The 19,271-nt window shown below is 61.3% G+C and carries 18 protein-coding genes, 1 tRNA gene and 1 pseudogene; 7 read left to right on the top strand and 13 right to left on the bottom strand.

From position 1 onward, the window contains the following. Positions 1-32: 32 nt before the first annotated feature. From FHS06_RS08635 to FHS06_RS08615, 5 genes are read right to left on the bottom strand one after another with little or no spacing between them, the layout of a single operon-like run. Complete coding sequence (locus tag FHS06_RS08635; RefSeq protein ID WP_167048451.1) at positions 33-350, bottom strand: Rv3654c family TadE-like protein; 318 nt, start codon at positions 348-350, stop codon at positions 33-35. Then, on the bottom strand, positions 350-658 hold the full coding sequence (locus FHS06_RS08630) for a TadE family type IV pilus minor pilin (protein WP_310734786.1): 309 nt from the start codon (positions 656-658) through the stop codon (positions 350-352). The genes FHS06_RS08635 and FHS06_RS08630 overlap by 1 nt, the downstream gene beginning before the upstream one ends. Before the next feature lie 26 nt (positions 659-684). Beyond that, on the bottom strand, positions 685-939 hold the full coding sequence (locus FHS06_RS13980) for a DUF4244 domain-containing protein (RefSeq protein ID WP_243845426.1): 255 nt from the start codon (positions 937-939) through the stop codon (positions 685-687). Positions 940-989: 50 nt separating this feature from the next. Further along, positions 990-1,871, bottom strand: coding sequence for a type II secretion system F family protein (locus FHS06_RS08620; protein WP_167048447.1), 882 nt, complete (start codon positions 1,869-1,871; stop codon positions 990-992). Next, positions 1,868-2,899, bottom strand: coding sequence for a TadA family conjugal transfer-associated ATPase (locus tag FHS06_RS08615; RefSeq protein WP_167048445.1), 1,032 nt, complete (start codon positions 2,897-2,899; stop codon positions 1,868-1,870). Before FHS06_RS08615 ends, FHS06_RS08620 begins: the two co-directional genes overlap by 4 nt. Before the next feature lie 366 nt (positions 2,900-3,265). On the opposite strand from FHS06_RS08615, the gene acs reads away from it, so the two are divergent. After that, positions 3,266-5,245, top strand: coding sequence for an acetate--CoA ligase (acs, locus tag FHS06_RS08610; protein ID WP_167048443.1), 1,980 nt, complete (start codon positions 3,266-3,268; stop codon positions 5,243-5,245). Positions 5,246-5,263: 18 nt separating this feature from the next. Here the strand turns inward: acs and FHS06_RS08605 are convergent, their stop codons facing one another. After that, entirely contained in the window at positions 5,264-5,680 is a 417-nt protein-coding gene (locus FHS06_RS08605) for a hypothetical protein (RefSeq protein WP_167048440.1), read from the bottom strand. 84 nt (positions 5,681-5,764) lie between these two features. Between FHS06_RS08605 and FHS06_RS08600 the strand changes: the two are divergent. Then, positions 5,765-6,047: pseudogene (locus tag FHS06_RS08600) on the top strand (AMP-binding enzyme); the annotation flags it as partial. A gap of 11 nt (positions 6,048-6,058) precedes the next feature. Here FHS06_RS08600 and FHS06_RS08595 read toward each other — a convergent pair. After that, positions 6,059-6,526: a RidA family protein gene (locus FHS06_RS08595; protein ID WP_167048438.1), complete on the bottom strand. Its 468-nt coding sequence runs from the start codon at positions 6,524-6,526 to the stop codon at positions 6,059-6,061. A 1-nt stretch (position 6,527) separates the two neighbouring features. After that, on the bottom strand, positions 6,528-6,743 hold the full coding sequence (gene sp36 / locus FHS06_RS08590; protein WP_167048436.1) for a Sp36 family protein: 216 nt from the start codon (positions 6,741-6,743) through the stop codon (positions 6,528-6,530). Positions 6,744-6,840: 97 nt separating this feature from the next. Here sp36 and FHS06_RS08585 point away from each other — a divergent pair, with 97 nt between their 5' ends. The 5 genes from FHS06_RS08585 (at position 6,841) to FHS06_RS08565 (ending at position 13,894) form a co-directional block, all read left to right on the top strand. Beyond that, on the top strand, positions 6,841-9,444 hold the full coding sequence (locus FHS06_RS08585) for a transglycosylase domain-containing protein (protein ID WP_167048434.1): 2,604 nt from the start codon (positions 6,841-6,843) through the stop codon (positions 9,442-9,444). After that, positions 9,441-10,370 carry a metallophosphoesterase gene (locus tag FHS06_RS08580; protein WP_167048432.1) on the top strand — a complete coding sequence of 310 codons (930 nt, stop codon included), beginning with the start codon at positions 9,441-9,443 and terminating at the stop codon, positions 10,368-10,370. Before FHS06_RS08585 ends, FHS06_RS08580 begins: the two co-directional genes overlap by 4 nt. A gap of 102 nt (positions 10,371-10,472) precedes the next feature. Then, positions 10,473-12,971 carry a hypothetical protein gene (locus FHS06_RS08575; protein ID WP_167048430.1) on the top strand — a complete coding sequence of 833 codons (2,499 nt, stop codon included), beginning with the start codon at positions 10,473-10,475 and terminating at the stop codon, positions 12,969-12,971. 16 nt (positions 12,972-12,987) lie between these two features. Further along, a tRNA-Pro gene (locus tag FHS06_RS08570) sits at positions 12,988-13,061 on the top strand. A 59-nt stretch (positions 13,062-13,120) separates the two neighbouring features. Further along, entirely contained in the window at positions 13,121-13,894 is a 774-nt protein-coding gene (locus tag FHS06_RS08565; protein WP_167048428.1) for an HAD-IIB family hydrolase, read from the top strand. On the opposite strand, the gene FHS06_RS08560 is transcribed toward FHS06_RS08565, so the two are convergent. From FHS06_RS08560 to FHS06_RS08540, 5 genes are all read right to left on the bottom strand, one after another. Beyond that, complete coding sequence (locus tag FHS06_RS08560; RefSeq protein WP_167048426.1) at positions 13,891-15,150, bottom strand: alpha-hydroxy acid oxidase; 1,260 nt, start codon at positions 15,148-15,150, stop codon at positions 13,891-13,893. The genes FHS06_RS08565 and FHS06_RS08560 overlap by 4 nt on opposite strands. Before the next feature lie 12 nt (positions 15,151-15,162). Further along, on the bottom strand, positions 15,163-15,882 hold the full coding sequence (locus tag FHS06_RS08555) for a FadR/GntR family transcriptional regulator (protein ID WP_310734785.1): 720 nt from the start codon (positions 15,880-15,882) through the stop codon (positions 15,163-15,165). 114 nt (positions 15,883-15,996) lie between these two features. Further along, on the bottom strand, positions 15,997-16,593 hold the full coding sequence (locus FHS06_RS08550) for a thymidine kinase (protein ID WP_167048424.1): 597 nt from the start codon (positions 16,591-16,593) through the stop codon (positions 15,997-15,999). Between the two features lie 12 nt (positions 16,594-16,605). Beyond that, complete coding sequence (locus FHS06_RS08545) at positions 16,606-18,126, bottom strand: malate:quinone oxidoreductase (protein WP_208388212.1); 1,521 nt, start codon at positions 18,124-18,126, stop codon at positions 16,606-16,608. After that, entirely contained in the window at positions 18,119-19,189 is a 1,071-nt protein-coding gene (locus FHS06_RS08540; RefSeq protein WP_167048420.1) for an aspartate-semialdehyde dehydrogenase, read from the bottom strand. Before FHS06_RS08540 ends, FHS06_RS08545 begins: the two co-directional genes overlap by 8 nt. Positions 19,190-19,271: the final 82 nt, after the last annotated feature.

Here is a 19,271-nt window from a genome sequence, read left to right as displayed (position 1 = left end):
CATTTCGGGCGTTTCGCGATCTGGTGTAGCGCTCACGGCGGTGGTCCAGCGCGAGCCGTCGCCGAGGTCTGCCAGCGCAAGAAAGTCCCGGTCACGCTCACCGTGGCGATCAGGCCGTCGAGTGCGCACGACGACACAGCGGCCCCGAATGTGGCGGCCACTTCGGCGGCGCGATCACATGGCACACCGATCTCGGCTCCCGACGCCGTGTCTGCCGCAGCAAGCGCTGCTGAGTCCGCAGCGCTCGCGAGCCGTTGCCCCGCGACGGCAGCACTTCCGGCCGTCACAAGCCCCACGCTCAGCACCGCGGCTCCCGCGACGATCCCCAGCACCGAGAGTGTGCCCGCCATCAGAGTCCCCCCGCGAGTGCGCATGACGAGGCGCGAAGATCAACGAACGTCAGGGCTGCGCCAGCTGGAGCACTCGCTATGACGCAGACCAGATCGCCGCGATACTCGATCGACGCCGATGCGCCAGAGACCGCTTCACCGACCAGACCCAGCGCGCTGTCGCTATCTTCGCCGCGAGCGACCCAACGCGCGGCGTCTGCCGCGGCATCCTGCAGACGGACATGGCGTGAAGCCGCACCGAGCGTACCGACCGCGAGAGCGACGACGACGAGCACAGCGGGCAGGGCGACCGCGAACTCGGCAGTCACCGAACCACGCTCGCCCCACCGCTGCTTCATGCGACGGTCAGGGCGCGGCGCACGAGATCCTCCAGGATGCCGCGCACTTCATCGGAGCGCATGATCACGACGAGCAAACCGGCAAATGCCACAGCCGCCATCGTCGCAATCGCGTACTCAGCGGTCGCTGCCCCCTCATCATCACGCATGATTCCTGTTCGGGCGGCGGGTCTTCGGTACAGGCGTTCTGCACGACGACGTGAGAGCTGCGGCACTCTGATCTTGCTCGTTCTGGACGGGATGTGGAACATGAGATTCTCCTCGATTCGGTCACGGTGGGCACTCTTGTTACAGCGGGAACTCAAATCGACATCGGTGTCGACGCGAGAACGCTGAGGAACATCGGGGCAACCCCGAGGAGCAGAAAAGCCGGAAGTGTGCAGACGCCAAGCGGTAACAGCAGTCGTGAGCTCAGCTTCGCTGCGCGCACCCCGCCGTCGGTTCGCGCACGATGACGCGCGAGCGCTGCCGACGCGCGAAGCAGCTCGACGGCCGGCACTCCTGCCGAGCGTGAAAGTGCGAGGGTGTCGGCGGTTGACTCGGTTGTCGCCACCTGCGTCGCACCGCTCACGACTGAGCGTGCGCGTTCCAAAGAGACACCGCCTGACAGAGCAATCGCCATGAGCTCAGCGTCGAGGCCGGGTACGCCCGGTGGCGGAGCAGCCGCACGCACGAGCTTTCGCGTCCACCGGCGAGCGCACAGCATGAGCGCAAGGCCCGCGATGACGCACACAGCACCGACAGGTTGAGAGATAAAAACTCCCACGACGTCGAATCCGAGAGCGAGCGCAAGTCCCACCGCAACAAGCGGCAGCCACGACATCAGTCGCGCGGTCCCGGCGGGCTCCGCGAGCGCAACTCTGGCCTCATCGGCGCACTCTTCGGCGTCGCGCAGCGCACCGGCGACGGCGCGGAGACTGTCGGCGAGCGGCGCTCCCACAGTTTCGGCCACTTTCCAGGCTGCGCCCACCGGTTGCCAATCCGGTCCGATCTCTCGCAGGGTGGTAGCGACATCGCTCCCGCTTTCCACACGCTGAGCGACCGGATCTCCCGCTGAGGCAAGGTATTGCCAGGCCCGCTTCGGATGAATACCGGCCTGAAGCAAAACTGCCAAGCGAAGCACGGCTTCAGCCGCCGCTGAGCGGTCAGGCTCGGTGCTGCTCGGGCGCCGCAGCAGCTTCATCGCGAGTCCTCAGAAATCACCAGGCGACCGTCTTCAACGGCGGGGGTGCCGAAACCGGCGATGCGGCGAAGACCCTCGCGAGTGCGTTCCAGATGAATGACGGTGTCGAGTCCGCTTGCAGCCTGACGCGCAAGCGCACGATCGTCCAATCCCGCGAGCGACCCGAGCGCTTCAAGCCTCGCGGGCACATCTCGCAGGCTATTCGCGTGCAGTGTGCCAGCACCGCCGTCGTGTCCGGTGTTCAGGGCCGAGAGCAGTTCGCGCACTTCAGCGCCACGGCACTCCCCCACGACGAGCCGATCGGGTCGCATACGCAGAGCTTCACGCACGAGCTGAGCGAGCCCTACCCCTCCCGCACCCTCGAGGTTCGATTGGCGCGCTTCTAACCGCACGTGGTGAGGGTGAGATATCGCGAGCTCCGCCACGTCCTCGATCGTCACAATGCGATCGGATGCCACAGCTCGCTGCAGCATTGCAGCCAGAAGAGTCGTCTTCCCGCTACCGGCTGAACCCGTAATGAGGACGTTCCGTCGGCGAACAACGATTTCTTCGAGGTGAGCGCGTTGCGCAGCATCGAACGCTCCTCGACGCTGGAGCTCGTCAAGATCGGGCGCATCAAAGCGCGGTACTCGGATCGAAATCGTCGCACCAGCGGGAGCGACCGGTGCCAACACGGCGTGCACCCGCATCCCTGATTCGAGGCGCACGTCAGCGCAGGGTGTTGCGTCATCGAGGTGTCGTCCGCCGAGACCGATCAGCGCCACAGCGAGTTCGCGAACGTCGTCAACACTTGCACGCCACTGCGGAACGCGTTCGGCGCCGTTGCCGCGATCTACGAAGAGTCCGTCCGCACCATTGACGAACACATCGGTCGTTTCGGGGTCGCTCAGCCAGCGCACCAATGGACGCAACGCCGGTATTTCGGCGAAGTGCGAACGCTCGACGTGCCGACGGATGCCTTCTCCCCTCTGCGGGGTCGAAGACACGCCCTGAGATACACGTGGTTGAACGACAAACGGCTGCGGCATCCTTCGAGGCTACGAACCCGGCTTGCACGCTCGGGAACGAACCTGAACCCTCGTGGAGACCGCATCGTTCTTCGGCAAATGGGGAGGAAGAAAGGAAATGGGCGACATCCCATGGGGGAATGGGATGCCGCCCGCGCGACGCATGCATCAGGGGGGTGGTCAAGCGCCGCGAAGCCAGAATCAAAGTTCGGCCGTAACAACTTTACGCAGTGATGAACATCCACGAGCCCGAATTCAGCCGATCGCGCACTGATATATCAGCTCAGACCTCGGGCCTGCTGAAACCTGGCGTCATGACAGGTGGAACGGGCGCTGACGTGCGAGATAGAGTGACGCGCACGATAGTCGCAAAGGAGCGAGCGCTCGATGAGCACACAGATCGATCACCTCATGAACGAATCCCGCAAATTCGCACCCTCAGCCGAATTCGCAGCGGCGGCCGTGGCCTCGGCTGACCTCTACGAGTCAGCGAATGCCAACAGGGATGATTTCTGGGCAACCCAGGCGAGAGAGTTGCTGCACTGGCACACTCCGTTTGAGCAAGTTCTCGACTGGTCGAATCCGCCGTTTGCAACCTGGTTCGCTGACGGTGAGCTCAACGTCGCGTACAACTGTCTCGACCGTCACGTCGAGGCCGGAAACGGTGACCGAACCGCGCTGCTCTGGGAAGGCGAAAACGGCGACGAACGTCAAGTGACCTATGCAGAGCTCACTGACGAAGTCAGTCGGGTCGCACACGTTCTGGAAGACCTCGGGATCTCAGTCAATGACCGAGTCGCTATCTACCTTCCGATGATTCCCGAAGCGATTGTCGCAATGCTCGCAGTCGCACGCATTGGAGCCGTTCACTCGGTCGTCTTTGGCGGATTCTCTGCTGACAGCCTGCGAGCACGCATCGATGATGCGGGTGCCAAGGTCGTCATCACCGCCGACGGTGGATACCGAAAGGGCAAGGTTTCCGCTCTCAAGCCGGCTGTCGATATGGCGCTTGCCGACCGCGGCAACGGGGTGCAGGAAACCGTCGAAAACGTGCTGGTTGTGCGGCGCGGTGGCAACGAGGTCGAGTGGCAAGAAGGCCGCGATCTGTGGTGGCATGACGTTGTTCCTGCGGCCTCCGCTGCCCACACCGCGAAAGCTTTTCCCGCCGAAAATCCGCTGTTCATCCTTTACACATCCGGCACGACAGGAAAGCCGAAGGGCATCGTTCACACCTCGGGCGGATACCTCACCCAGGCGGCGTTCACACATCGAAACGTGTTCGACCTCAAACCCGAATCTGACGTGTACTGGTGCACTGCAGACGTCGGGTGGATCACGGGCCACTCTTATGTGACATACGGGCCACTCGCCAACGGCGCGACACAGGTGATCTACGAGGGAACGCCCGACAGCCCCCACCCTGGGCGCTGGTGGGAGATCGTCGAAAAGTATCGAGTTACAACCCTCTACACGGCGCCCACCGCTATCCGATCGTTCATGAAGATCGGTCGCCATATCCCGCAGAAGTTCGATCTCAGTTCACTGCGGTTGCTCGGGTCGGTGGGTGAACCAATCAACCCGGAAGCATGGATGTGGTACCGAAGCGTGATCGGCGCAGACCTTGCCCCCATCGTCGACACGTGGTGGCAAACCGAGACCGGAGCCATCATGATTTCGGCGCTTCCCGGAGTGACCGAGACCAAGCCCGGTTCCGCACAGGTAGCCGTGCCCGGAGTCGCGATCGAGGTCGTGAACGAGGCCGGCGAAACCGTTGCGAACGGCGATGGCGGTCTCCTGGTCGTCACCGAACCATGGCCCAGCATGCTGCGAGGAATCTGGGGCGATCCCGACCGTTTTGTGGAGACGTATTGGGAGAAGTTCGCAGCGCAGGGGTATTACTTCGCTGGCGACGGCGCTCGCCGAGACGAAGACGGCGACATCTGGTTGCTCGGCCGAGTTGATGACGTGATGAACGTCTCAGGACATCGACTCTCCACCGCCGAAATTGAATCAGCGCTTGTTGCGCACGAAGCAACTGCAGAGGCTGCAGTTGTCGGGGCGTCGGACGAGGCCACCGGCCAGGCGGTGGTGGCTTTTGTATGTATCAAAGAGAGTCACAAGGACGTGTTGAAGGACACGGACGCCTTGGTGAAGAACCTTCGCACATGGGTAGGCGAACAGATCGGTCCGATCGCTCGCCCTCGCGACATCTACATCGTCACCGAGTTGCCGAAGACACGCTCAGGGAAGATCATGCGCCGTCTCCTCCGTGACGTGGCGGAGGGACGCGAGGTTGGAGACACGACAACCCTCGCAGACACGATGGTCATGAGCACGATCCAGTCGAAAGTGACCGGCAAGAAGTGAGGCGCGGCGGCTGAGCCATCAGGGAACGTACTCGACCATGTAGATGAGTTCCCCGCCGGATAGCACCCACACGACGGCGAGCCCGATGAGCGATGCCGTAGCGACCGCTACAGCCCCCCACAGCATCCCAACGCGACGGTTCACTTTGCCCGCACCACCCATCGTGCAGAGGATCACGAAACCGATGATATGCGCCACGACCAGCGGCAGTACGCCCATCACGAGGGTTGTCCCCGCCATAGTCGTGCCCGCGGCAAGCGCCTTCGGCTGCTCAGTGGCTTCTTCAAGGGAGGCCAATGGAAGCAAGAACCATGCACCGGTCATGATGGGCAAGCCGGCGACGGCAAAGAGCCAGAACGCCACGGCATAGCCGACGCTCCTCCATCCGCGATCTCTCGCCGGTACGGCCGGTTGGCCTGTCGCCGTAGTGCTCATGTCAGATGACGATACGCGAGGAACACCGCGACCGGACGGTTCATGAAGGCGCCTACGAATGGCTCCGTGGTCTCGTTTTGGCCGACGGGCCAGGCGGTCGTCGCTTTTGTGATCCGTCAAACAGAGCTATCTCGATGCGCACTCGCTCGACGGGCTGGCGTGCACCCTTCGAACACGGGTCGGTGAGCAAATCGGCCCCATCGCGAAACCGCGCGACGTCTACATCGTTGGCGAACTGCCAAAGACACGATCGTGAAAGATCATGCGTCGACTACTGCGGGATGTGGCAGAGGGCCGCGATGTCGGAGACACCACGACCCTCGCCGATACCGCCGTTATGAGCGTGATCAGCGCTCAAGTGCGCTAACCGGGTTCGCGTCACTCGAACGAGAAGATGACCTCGACTTCGACGGGCGAGTCGAGCGGCAGCACCGCGACTCCCACAGCAGAACGAGCGTGTGTGCCAGCTTCACCGAAGATTTCTCCAAGGAGTTCGCTGGCACCGTTGATGACGCCAGGCTGGCCAGTGAATTCGGGAGCGGATGCCACGAACCCCGTAACCTTCACCACTCCTGTGAGTCGGTCGACGCCTCCGACTGCAGCGGCAGCGGCAGCTACCGCGTTGAGGGCGCTCACTCGTGCGTACTGGTTGGCGTCCGAGGAGTCCACGTGGCCGCGTCCCTCACCAACTTTGCCGGTAGCTGGCAAAATACCAGCTACAAACGGCAATTGACCCGAGGTGAAGACCAGATCACCGTGTGTCGTCGCTGGAATGTAGGACGCGACGGGCGAGGCAACGTCAGGAAGATCAATACCGAGGTTCGCGAGGGATGCTGAAACGCTCATCTCACTCCCCCTCGAACTGCTGAGCGGCGACAGCTGCAGCGTCCAGTCCGGCGTTTGCAGTTCCACCCCCGGTGGGTCGCTTGAAATAGGCGACAAGTCCGCCTTCTGGGCCGGTCACGACCTGCACAAGTTCCCAGCCCTGTTTGCCCCAGTTATTGAGGATCGCGGCGGTGTTGTGGATCAATAGAGGAGTGGTGAGGTATTCCCACGTGGTCATCGGAGCTCCGGATGTTCGCGGTTCGGTGAGGGCATAGGCTGCGCTGGTGCGCGCGTGATCAAGGGATTCCCCAGGTATCTGGCCTAGCATCAAGCCTATGCCCGAGAAGAAACGGACTGCCAGCGGTGTGCTCGGCGGCCTCGCAGGACTAGTTGGTCTCAGCGTCGCTGCCGGCGTACTTATCACCGCCACAATCACTCCTGCCGTCGCAGTCACCGGCGCCGCAGCGTCAAGTGCCATCTCGATGTTCGAGAACATGCCTGACTACTTGGCCATCGATGACTTGATGCTGCCTTCGACGATCTACACGAAGAACCAAGACACGGGTGAGTATCAAGAGCTCACCCAGTTTTATGAGCAGAACCGTGAACCCGTAACGTTCGACGAGATCGCGCCGGTTATGTACGACGCGCTGCTGTCGAGTGAAGACCCGCGCTTCTACGAGCACGGCGGTATCGACCTCATCGGTACTTCACGAGCACTCCTGAGCAACCTCAGCGGGTCGGGTCAGCTGCAGGGCGGGTCATCGATCAGCCAGCAGTACGTGAAAAACGTCCTCATCCAGCGCTGTGAGAGCAGCGCGGCCACGGATGAAGAGAAGCAGCAGTGCTTCACCGCTGCCACGAACTCGAACGGCTCCGACGGTATCGAGCGCAAGCTCCAAGAGATGCGGTATTCAATCGCGCTCGAGCAGGAGTACTCCAAGAACGAAATTCTTCTCGGGTATCTCAACATTGTGAACCTCGGTGGAACGACCTACGGTGTCGAAGCAGCCGCCCGTCATTACTTTAATGTCTCGGCTTCAGACCTGACGCTGGGTCAGGCTGCTGTCATCGCCGGCATCGTTCAGAACCCCAACACCTATCGCATCGATATGCCAGGCGGGTCATCGACCGACCGCGATGGAAACCCCATCAACAGCGCCGAAGACGGCTACTCACTGACAAAAGACCGCCAGATCTATGTTCTAGACCGGATGCTGAGTGATGGAAAAATCACTCAAGAGCAGCACGACGAGGCCGTCGCCGCGCCGATCGAGCCAAACATTACCGACCCGACCACGGGCTGTGCCGCTGCCGGGGATGCCGCCTACTTCTGCCAGTACGTCGTATCGTGGATTGGCCAAGATACCGCGCTCGGTGAGACACAAGACGAACGTGACCGCACGCTCAAGCGCGGCGGCTTGAACATCTACACGACGCTGGACTGGCGCCTTCAGAATCAAGCTCAGGACTCGATGAATGTCTATGCACCGACATCGGTGGATAACATGAAATTCGGCGCCACAGCAGTCAACATCGAGGTATCTAGTGGTCGTATTCTCGCGATCGCACAAAACACGAAGTTCAGCGAAGACGCGGCGCTCGCTGACGATCCGAACTACAGCTCCCTCGTTTACGCGGGCAACCGCCAGTACGGCAACTCAGACGGGTTCAACGCCGGTTCAACATTCAAGCTCTTCACGCTTGTGGATTGGCTCGAGCAGGGACACTCCGTAAATGAAGTACTCGACGGACGAAATCGCGTGTTCCAGCGCATGACGAACTCATGCGAAGGCGATTGGGTGAACTTTTCGAACGACAAGATCAATAACTTCGGCAACGTCGGCGGTTCGGTAGGCACCCCAATGAGGTTTACCGCGCAGTCGTTGAACTCCGGGTACCTCGCCATGGCTTCAGAACTCGACCTGTGCGACATCGCCAACGACGCCACGAAAATGGGAGTGGCTCTCGGCACCGGAAAGCCGATCACGATGGGAACTGCCGGCACGGTGATCGGCTCGGACAATGTGTCCCCCATCGCCATGGCCGGTGCATACGCCACAATCGCGAACAAGGGCATCTTTTGTGAGCCGACGGCCATCGATCGAGTCACCAACGCTGACGGCGAAGACTTGAAACTGGCTGAAAAGTCATGCAATCAGGTCATCACTCCCGAAGTTGCGGCAACTGCCGCGTACGCACTCCAAGGCGTCATGGCGAGCGACGGAACGGGGTGGCAGGGAAACCCCTTCGACGGCACGCCACTCATTGGCAAGACCGGAACACACGAGTCTTACCAGACGTGGATGATCGAGTCTTCCACGAACGTGACGACGGCGGTATGGGTTGGGAACTCGAACGGCACGAATGATCTGTTCAATCGATATTCGAACGGTCGTCAGCTTTCGAGTCTGCGTTATGCCATCGCTCGCGATATTCAACACGCTGCCGACGTCGCATTCGGCGGAGAGAACTTCCCCGACCCTGACTCGACCTTGATACGCACCGTCTATCGCGATCTGCCGAGTGTCATCGGGCAGTCGATCGACCAGGCGACGCAGACTCTTTCAGACGCGGGCTTCCAAGTTCGTGTCGGCGATGCAATCGACGCTGTCGAGTCCGCCGGAATCATCGTCGACCAGAGCCCGGGTGCCGGAAAAGTCGCTGGCGGTACGTCCGTCACGATCACGCCCAGCAATGGAAACGGCGTCGCGGTACCAGGCGTGACAGGAACGCTCGCACAAGCGCAGCAAACGCTTTCGGGCGCTGGCCTCAACCCCGTGGTCGGCACGTGTACCAAGACCGGCGGATCGGGTGGCGACGAAGACAAGCCCGCGGACAAGACGAAGACAGCGACCGGCACTGACCCGGCCGGCGGCACAGTCGTCGCGCGGGGCGCAACCGTGGCGATCAACTACAAAGCCGCAACCTGCCCATGACATCACGTAGTACAAAGGTTGCCCTCACCGCTCTCGCAGCGGTGGGGGCAACCGGCGTAAGCACGGCGGTCTGGGGCATCGGGATCGAGCGCTACCTCTTCACCGTGCGCACACGCGACGTGCACGTCTTGCCTCCCGGATCACAGCCGCTGCGAGTACTTCACATCTCTGATGCTCACATGGCACCCTGGCAGCATCGCAAACAAGAATGGATTGCGTCTCTCGCAGGCCTCAAGCCCGATCTTGTGATCAATACTGGAGACAACCTGGGGCATCCGCGTGGGCTCGAAGGTATCCGCGGAGCATTGAGTGCTTTTCGAGGAGTGCCGGGCTTGTACGTGCACGGCTCGAATGACCTCGTCGCGCCCTCCCCGCGCAACCCGCTGCGATACTTCCTCGGTCCTTCTTCTCACACGCCCGCGGCGGCACCGCTCGACACTCACGCGCTCGACACTTTCTTGCAAGACGAACTCGGATGGCGCGGACTCAACAATTCAACGGCGACGTTTCGTATCGGAGACCTGAGGATAAACGCCTTCGGCGTAGACGACGCGCACCGGCAGTGGGATGACATCCCGTCACTTGCACCTGAGATCGGCAAGCTGAAAAAGCGCACCGATCTAACACTCGGAGTTACACACGCGCCGTACCGCCGAGTGCTGGACGCATTCGTCGATTTCGGTGCCAACGCGATTTTAGCCGGTCACACGCACGGTGGACAAGTGCGGATTCCCGGCTCATCCAAGGCGCTCGTTGCAAACTGCGACATTCCACTCGACCAGGCGCGCGGCCTCAGTTCCTGGTCTCACGGCGGCACCGCTGCTCCCCTAAACGTCAGCGCCGGCATCGGCCACTCGATCTACGCACCGGTTCGATTCGGATGCCGCCCAGAAGCGTCTCTGCTGACGCTTCTGCCCCGCGCGTAGCTTCATCACCTTTCTCTCCACAGCCCCGAAAGGTGCAGTGGTTTTCCACAGCGCTCCGCCCCGGCCGGTGAGCGAGATCACTGACGGTCAACCATCGTTGGTATGCGAAGAATCCTTGTGGCGATAGTGATCGTGGCGGCCCTAGCGACGGGCGGCATCCTGATCTCCCTCCCGGTGCAAGCCGCATCCCAGGGCAGCGGATTCGGCACGTGGGCACCGACCTCGACCTACGGCTGGCACGGCTCTATGGTCGTGGGTGGCGTGCACACGTACTGCATAGTGCCCGGTCAGCCCGCACCCACTGGGAACACCGTCGATCACGGCATCAGTTCGTCTGCGGCGGGGCTGAGTACCGAACAGCTGACCGGGATAAATCTTCTGATTTCGAAGTACGGCCAAACGAGTGACCCGGTGCAGGCGGCGAGCGTGGGGTGGGCAGTGAAAGCAATCGCGAATTGGAACGAAACTCTGCACGCATTCGGCTATCAGGGCGATAGTTTGCAGGGCGCCATTCACTGGACGTTCTCGTCCCTTGCCCCCGAACATGACCAAGCCGTGCAAGACCTTGCCGCCTCGTACTACACAGAAGCGACCAACACTCCGGCATCTCCATCAAGTGGATCCGGCTCACTCGAGCTGACGATCAATCAACAGGATCCGATGCGTGGCACGTTAACGGCCCAGACCGACGTGCCGAATGCGAGCGGAAAACTCACGCTTGAAAACGGTGTGTTCGCTCAGAACGGTTCAGCAAGCATCGAAACCGCCGTGCCCGGAACCAGCTACGAGATCCAAGCTCATGCCCCGACAGCCGGAACACCGTTTCGGGTACGCGCGTCGGGCGCGTTCAGCGGAGGATTCGCGGGAGCAGTGCGCCACTATTCCACGCCAGGCGGTCAAGACACGGCGGGCCCCGCTGGTCGTGTCGAGGTCTCGATGGCTGCAGAGGATGCCGTTGATCGCGAGACAACGTTCTCCCCCGTCATCACAACTCAGGTCGTATCCCGCTACGTCGCCGGCGGCACCTACAGCGACGACGTCACTTTTGCCAGCGCAGAGGGCGCTTGGGCGAGAAACGGTGCAGGCGAGTATCTACCGATCTCGGCGGTGGCGACCGTCTATCGCACCGAGTCCGAACCTGTACTGTCCGACGAGGTGCCCAGCGACGCCGAAGAAGTCGGGACCCTCGCGCTCACGAGCGAGACCTCGAGCGGGCCGACCGTGCCTTACCGGGTCGAGTCAGAGTGGGAGTTTCCAGAACCTGGTTTCTACACTGCAGTGTGGAAAATCGATGCAACCACGCAGAGCGAAGAGGTTGCGGCGACCTTGCCCGACGACTACAGCTGGACGGAGCAGTTCGGCGAAGTGAGTCAAGTCACCATGGTCACTGCGATCTCGTCTCGAGCGCAGCACGTTGCCGCGGTCGGCGGTGCGATGACAGACGACATCATCGTCGAGGGTGTTGTTCCATTGGGCGGACTGTTCGTGACAGCATCCGTCTTCCGCGCCCCGGAGGACGTCGAGCCCGCCAACGCGTGCGTGCCCGAAAACCTCGTGTGGCAAACAACAGAGCCGGTGCCGGTGCCTGAATCTGGCACCATCACAATCGAGGCACCACAGGTTCCGGACTTCGGCACGTACTACTGGCAGGAACACGCCACCGACACCGATGGTCGAACCGTGCACCTCGGTGCGTGCGGCATCGAGAACGAGACAACCACCGCACCTCTTCCGACGGTGACCACGACGGCACTCCCCGAAGCCGACTTCGGGGCAGCCATCACTGACACAGCGCACGTTGCGGGCCCGGTGCCGCAAAGCGGAGCAACCGAGCTGACGTTCGAGGTCTACCGTGCCGAAGAAGATGTAGACCCGGCCGCGGCTTGCACTCCAGAGACACTCGTCGAAACGACAGCACCGATCACTGTCACGGCTGAGGGCGACCATGTTTCGCCCGGGGTTCGCGCCCACCACGACGGCACCTACTACTGGATCGAGTACCTCTGGTACTCCCCCGCAGGCGGCGGCGAACGCCGTCTGCTCTCGCAGGGCGAATGCGGCCTCGAAAACGAAACGACGACGGTCACAGCTCCAGATGTCGTAACGACAGCGCTTGAAAGAGCGGGGGTCGACGAACCGTTCTACGACACCGCCAAGGTGACAGGCCTTGCCGCAGATACCGACGCTGAGATCGTCTTCTACGTGTTTCACAACGAGCGCGACACACCCCCGGTCTGCACAGACGACACGCTCGAATTCGAGACCGCTAGCGTTCCGATAACCGGCAGCGGCGAGTACCGTTCGCCGGATGTGAGTTCGCCCACGTCGGGCACGAAGCACTGGATAGCTGAACTCCGCTACCGCACCTCGCCGGATACTGAGACGCAGGTGCTCGTGCGAGGTACCTGCGGGGAAGAACACGAATCGACAATCGTTAGCGATCTTGCCGTCACAGGCCCGTTCGACGGCAATGGGATGACGCTCCGTCACCTGGGCGCTGTGGGGGCCGCAGCCCTCGCCATCGGCTTCGGGCTGTTGGCCATCTCACGTGCACGGCGGACGCGAAGCGGACGATTCGTCGCCACGCTGGAATCACGGTAGAGTTGTGTGGTTGATACGGGGTGTGGCGCAGCTTGGTAGCGCGCGTCGTTCGGGACGACGAGGCCGCAGGTTCAAATCCTGTCACCCCGACAACAGAGAGGCTCCGCCGTAAGGTGGAGCCTCTCGCATACCGACGACAGGAGCCTGAGATGCCCTCCCCTCGCACACCTAAGCTTGTGGCATTTGATCTCGATGACACCCTCGCTCCATCGAAGAGTGAAATCGATCCTCGCATCGGCGAACTCCTCGTCGCTCTTGCGCAGCGTGTCGAAGTCGCCATTATTTCCGGTGGCCAACTCGCGCAGTTCCGCACTCAGGTCGTCGAGAAACTCCCCCCTTCCGCAGAAGAGGTCCTGTCTGCTTTTCACCTCATGCCGACGTGCGGTACGCAGTATTATCGCCTCGAGGTCTCAGGTATCACCACCGTTTACGCACACACACTGAGTGACGACGAGAAGACGCGCGCACTAGCAGCCGTTGAAGAAGAAGCTCGCCGCCTGGACCTGTGGGCAGAGGAAACGTGGGGTGACATCCTGGAAGACCGAGGTTCACAGATCACGTTCTCAGCGCTTGGGCAACGCGCCCCACTCGAGGCAAAGATGGCGTGGGACCCCACAGGCGCTAAGAAAAATTCGTTACGGGAGGCAGTTGCCGCCCGCATCCCGGATTTGGAAGTGCGTTCCGGTGGCTCAACGTCGGTCGACATCACGCACCGCGGCATCGACAAGGCATACGGCATGACGAAGCTCGCTGAGCAGACCGGTATCTCGCTCGACGACATGCTCTTTGTGGGCGACCGACTCGATCCCGATGGCAACGACTACCCCGTACTCACACTCGGCGTTGAATGCCACGCCGTCGAGGGGTGGGAAGACACGGCCGACTATCTCGACCGGCTCCTCCCCACCCTCGAACTCCGCTAAAGCTCAGCGACTGCGCGCGCGGCCTCAGAAACTGGAACAAGTCGCGCCAACTGCGTGACGTGACTGGGCTGGAGCTCTTCGAGGCTCGCGACCCCGAGCAGCTGCATCGTGCGTTCGATCTCGCTGCGCAAGATCGAAATCGTCTTATCGACGCCCTCACGCCCACCGGCCATCAAACCGTAAAGGTACGCGCGACCGATCAATGTGAACTTCGCGCCAAGAGCGATGGAAGCCACGATATCGGCGCCGTTCATAATCCCGGTGTCGACCATCACTGTTGCGTCGCGACCTACTTCGCGGACGACCTCCGGCAACAGTCGGAACGGGATCGGAGCCCGGTCGAGTTGACGCCCGCCGTGATTCGACAAAATGATTCCATCGACGCCGGAGTCGATTAGTCGCTTCGAGTCCGCGAGATTCTGAACGCCCTTGATCACGATCTTGCCGGGCCACATTTCACGAATGATGTCGAGATCGTCATAACTGATGGTCGGGTCCATGGCAGCGTCGAGTAGCTCACCCACAGTGCCGCCGGTCGTCGACAGCGAAGCAAACTCGAGCTTCGGTGTCGTGAGGAAGTCAACCCACCACCACGGGCGCGGGATCGCATTGACGATTGTGCCAACCGTCAGCTGCGGCGGAATAGAGAACCCGTTGCGCTTATCCCGCAGACGCGCGCCAGCGACGGGTGTGTCTACTGTGAACTGCAGCGTATCGAATCCAGCTTCTGCCGCTCGCTTCACCAGGCCGTACGAGATCTCGCGGTCACGCATGACGTAAAGCTGAAACCAGTTGCGGCCGTGCGGGTTTGCTTTCTTCACATCTTCAATCGACGTCGTGCCAAGGGTCGAAAGCGTAAAGGGAATCCCTGCGGCCGCCGCGGCTCCCGCTCCCGCGCTCTCACCCTCGGTCTGCATCAAACGGGTGAATCCTGTCGGTGCGATCCCGAACGGCAGGGCACTTGGCCCGCCGAGGATCGTCGTTGAAGTATCGACATCGGGCGCCGGCTTGAGGATGCCCGGGTGAAACTCGACGTCTTCGAATGCTTGGCGCGCGCGCGCGAGGGACAGCTCGCCTTCTGCCGCTCCGTCGGTGTAGTCGAATGCCGCTTTCGGGGTGCGGCGCTTAGCGATCTTTCGTAGATCGGCAATCGTCAGAGCCTGATCGAGCCGACGCTTTTTCGCGTTGAGTTCGGGCTTTTTGAACTGCATGAGTTCTAGAAGTTCGGGCACCTTGGGGAGCTGTCGCGAGACCATCGTGGTCCTTCCTTAAAGAGTGTGGCGGGAAATACCCGCGTAGTAGCCGGTGATGTGATCGTGCACGAGGGTTTGAGCGGATGCCGCATCGCCCTCATTAATAGCCGCAAAGATCTCGCGGTGCTCATGACGCAGGTTCGCCGCTGCCTCTTCCCAGTTGGGAAGTGCCGCAGCCCCGGCTTGCACATAGGACTCGATCGCGGAGCGCAGGCCCGCCATCATCGCGGAGACCACGACGTTCCCGGTGGCCTCGGCCAAAGCGACGTGAAGCTGAGCATCAAGCGCCACGAACTCGCTACGCTCCAGCGTCACGGAGTCCATCGCATCGAGAATCTCTTTGATCGACGCCACATCGCGTTCGGTCTCGTTCGCGAGCGTTGCGACGACTGATGTTTCCAGCATGAGGCGGGTTGCCACGACGTCTTCGAGCGGAAAGCCTTGAGCCGCGACCTGAAGTCGAAGAAGCGCCGCCATGCCACCACGCGGTGTGGCGATGATGATCGCACCGGCAGAAGGTCCGCTTCCGGTCGCAGTGTGGATGAGCCCGAGTACCTCGAGCACGCGGAAGGCTTCGCGCACACTAGAGCGTCCGACGCCGAGTTTCGCTGCGAGCTCACGCTCAGACGGCAGCCGGTCTCCAGGAGCTAAAAGACCTTCAAGCAGCTGCGATTCGATCGTTTCAAGTACCGATCGCCATGCTCGGGTGGGCACATCTTCTTCGATGATCGTCACATTTTCCTCCAATGGTCAGACCACAATAGCGCTTGTGGTCTGACCAAGCAAAGCGAAGGTAGCAAGTCGGCTCCGCCTCACCCCGCTCGCGTCCAGTCCGCCGCTCAGAATCGTTCAGACGGCGAGTCGTCCGCCTGATTCAGTCAGGTAGCACTCGGCACACATCGATTCGTACGTGACGCTGTCAGCGGTCAGTTGGTCGATTGCCACCTGATCGCCGTCGAAAACAAAGCGTCCCTCTACAAGTCGTGCGTTGAAGAGCGCCTTACGCCCGCACCGGCAGATGGTCTTCAATTCTTCGAGGCTGTGAGCAAGCTCCATGAGGCGTCTCGAACCCGGAAAGGCTTCGGTGCGAAAATCGGTGCGGATGCCGTATGCCAAGGCCGGAACACCCTCGAAGACGACGATGCGCAAGAGATCATCGACCTGTACCGGGGTGAGAAACTGCGCCTCGTCGATCAGGAGGCAGGCCACGCCCTCGTGACGATGCTCACGAAAAAGCGCGCGCACGTCGTCATTAGGACGAATGAGAAAGTCAACCTCACGCGAGACGCCCAATCGACTCGAGATGCGCCCGGCATCCTTCGTGTCTATCTCAGGCTTGGCCAGCAGAACACGCTGTCCTCGCTCTTCGTAGTTGTACGCCGCTTGTAAGAGCGCCGTCGACTTACCCGAATTCATCGCGCCGTAGCGAAAATAGAGTTTGGCCACCGGCCGCTCCTCCTAAGCCGAAAGCTGAAGAGTTGCGGACGTTATGCGGAGTGTCTCGGCAGCTTCAGCCGGGCGCTCGTTCAAGGTGTCGCCGTAGCTTGGGATGAGCTCACGCAAGCGCGGCTCCCAGCCGGAAATTCGATCGGGGAAGCACGACTTCAACAGCTCCAACATGATCGACACAGCTGTCGAAGCGCCAGGCGACGCACCGAGGAGACCCGCGATCGAGCCATCCTTCGAAGCGACGACCTCGGTGCCGAACTGCAAGACGCCACCCTTTTTCGGGTCCTTCTTCATGACTTGCGCCCGCTGACCTGCGTCGAGCAACTCCCAGTCCTCGTCTTTTGCCGTCGGCATGAAGTCCCGCAAACTGTCGACCTTTTTCGCGTGGTCCTTCAGCAACTCGCTCACGAGGTACTTGATGAGCCCCGGGTTGTCTACAGCAACCTTCAGCATCGGCCCAAGGTTGTGAGGACGCACCTGAGTGACGAGGTCCCAGACTTTGCCGTGCTTCAGGAACTTGGGGCTGAACGTGGCGAACGGACCAAACAGAAGAGATGTCTCACCATCAACAACGCGGGTGTCGAGATGCGGAACCGACATCGGGGGTGCTCCCACAGAAGCCTGCGAGTACACCTTCGCCTGGTGCTGCGCGACCAACTCGGGCTTGCTCGTCTTCAGCCACTGCCCACCGATCGGGAAAACCCCATACCCCTTGATTTCAGGAATACCGGAACTCTGCAGCAGTTTGATTGCCCAACCGCCTGCTCCTACGAACACGAAGCGGGCGTTGATGTAACCGGGAGTACCGCCGATCACGTTGCGATACTTGGCACGCCAGCTGCCGTCTTTCATGCGTGTGAGGTTCTTCACCTCGCGGTTTGTGATCACGTCCACGCCACGATCGCGAAGGTTGTCGAACATTTGGTGCGTCACAGCACCAAAGTCGACGTCAGTTCCAGCTGGAACTCGCGTAGCCGCAAACGGTTCGCCCTTGCGGCGCTTCTGCATCAACAGCGGGGCCCACGCGTTGATAACGCGTGAGTCTTCGCTGTACTCAATGCCCGCGAACAGTGGCTGGGTCCGGAGAGCTTCGTAACGCTTCTTGAGGTACGCGACATCTTTCTCGCCTGTGACGAAAGTCATGTGGGGAGTCGAATTGATGAAGGTCGACGGCTCATCAAGCACGCCATCGTCTACGAGCGACGACCAGAACTGGCGACTCAGCTGAAATTGCTCATTGATCGACACGGCCTTGGCCGGATCAACAGATCCATCGGCAGCCGGCGGCATGTAGTTGAGCTCGCAGAGCGCCGCGTGTCCGGTACCAGCGTTGTTCCAGGCGTTGGAACTTTCTAGCCCGACATCGCCCAACCGTTCGTGGACAACGATCTTCCAATCCGGCTGCAGTTCAGACAGGAATGTGCCCAGCGTGGCACTCATGATGCCGCCACCGATGAGCAGCACGTCGACGGATTCAGTCACGGTATCAAGTCTACGTGCGGAGGATGAGTGCGAGAGCCGGTTAGGCAGCTGCCGTGATACGCGCGGAAACCAGCTCGGCGATCTGCACAGCGTTGAGAGCAGCACCCTTGCGCAGGTTGTCGTTGCTGATGAAGAGCACGAGACCGCGACCCTCGGGAGCTGACTGGTCGGCGCGGATGCGACCGACGTAACTCGGGTCGGTACCCGCGGCTTGCAGTGGCGTCGGTACCTCTTCGAGCGCAACGCCCGGGGCAGAAGCCAGCACTTCACGAGCACGGTCAGGGGTGATCTCGCGCGCGAACTCCACGTTGATACTCAGGGAGTGGCCAGTGAACACCGGAACTCGCACGCACGTGCCTGCAACGCGGAGATCTGGAAGCTCGAGGATCTTGCGACTTTCATTGCGAAGCTTCTTTTCTTCGTCGGTCTCATTGAAACCGTCGTCGACGAGATTTCCTGCAAACGGAATGACGTCGAAAGCGATCGGCGCAATGTACTTCTCAGGCTGAGGAAAATCGACAGCCGAACCGTCGTGAACAAGCGCGAGGGTGTTGTTCTGCGCGAGTACACCTTCCACCTGGCCGAGAAGCTCCTGGGCACCGGCAAGACCGGAACCGCTCACTGCCTGGTACGTGCTCACGATGAGGCGTTCAAGGCCCGCCTCGACGTGCAGAGCTTTGATGACCGGCATGGCGGCCATCGTGGTGCAGTTGGGGTTAGCGATGATGCCCTTGTGAGCTTCGTCGATTGCGTGCGGGTTCACTTCGCTCACCACGAGCGGAACCTCGGGGTCCATCCGCCACGCGCTCGAGTTGTCGATCACCGTGACACCTGCCTCGGCAAAACGAGGCGCGTGAGCACGGCTACCGGTCGCCCCCGCGGAGAAGAGCGCGATGTCGATTCCGTGCGGGTCAGCAGTCGCAATGTCTTCGACGATCACACTGTGTCCGCCGAAATCGATTGAGGTGCCGGCAGAACGCGCTGTCGCGAAAAAACGCAGCTCACCGATCGGAAAGTTGCGCTCCAGCAGAATCTCCCGCATGACTTTGCCAACCTGGCCGGTGGCGCCGACAACGGCGACGGAGATTCCTGAATCTGCGATGCGGGTCATGGTGTTCCTCGAGTGTGACGGGCGCGCAGCATCCGTTGATTTTCCGCGCAGGGTTGCCCGATTCTACCGTGCTCTCACACGA

Origin of the sequence: Microbacterium halimionae, assembly GCF_011761265.1 — a bacterium.
Lineage (GTDB): Bacteria > Actinomycetota > Actinomycetes > Actinomycetales > Microbacteriaceae > Microbacterium > Microbacterium halimionae.
This window is presented reverse-complemented; position numbering and strand designations above follow the sequence as displayed.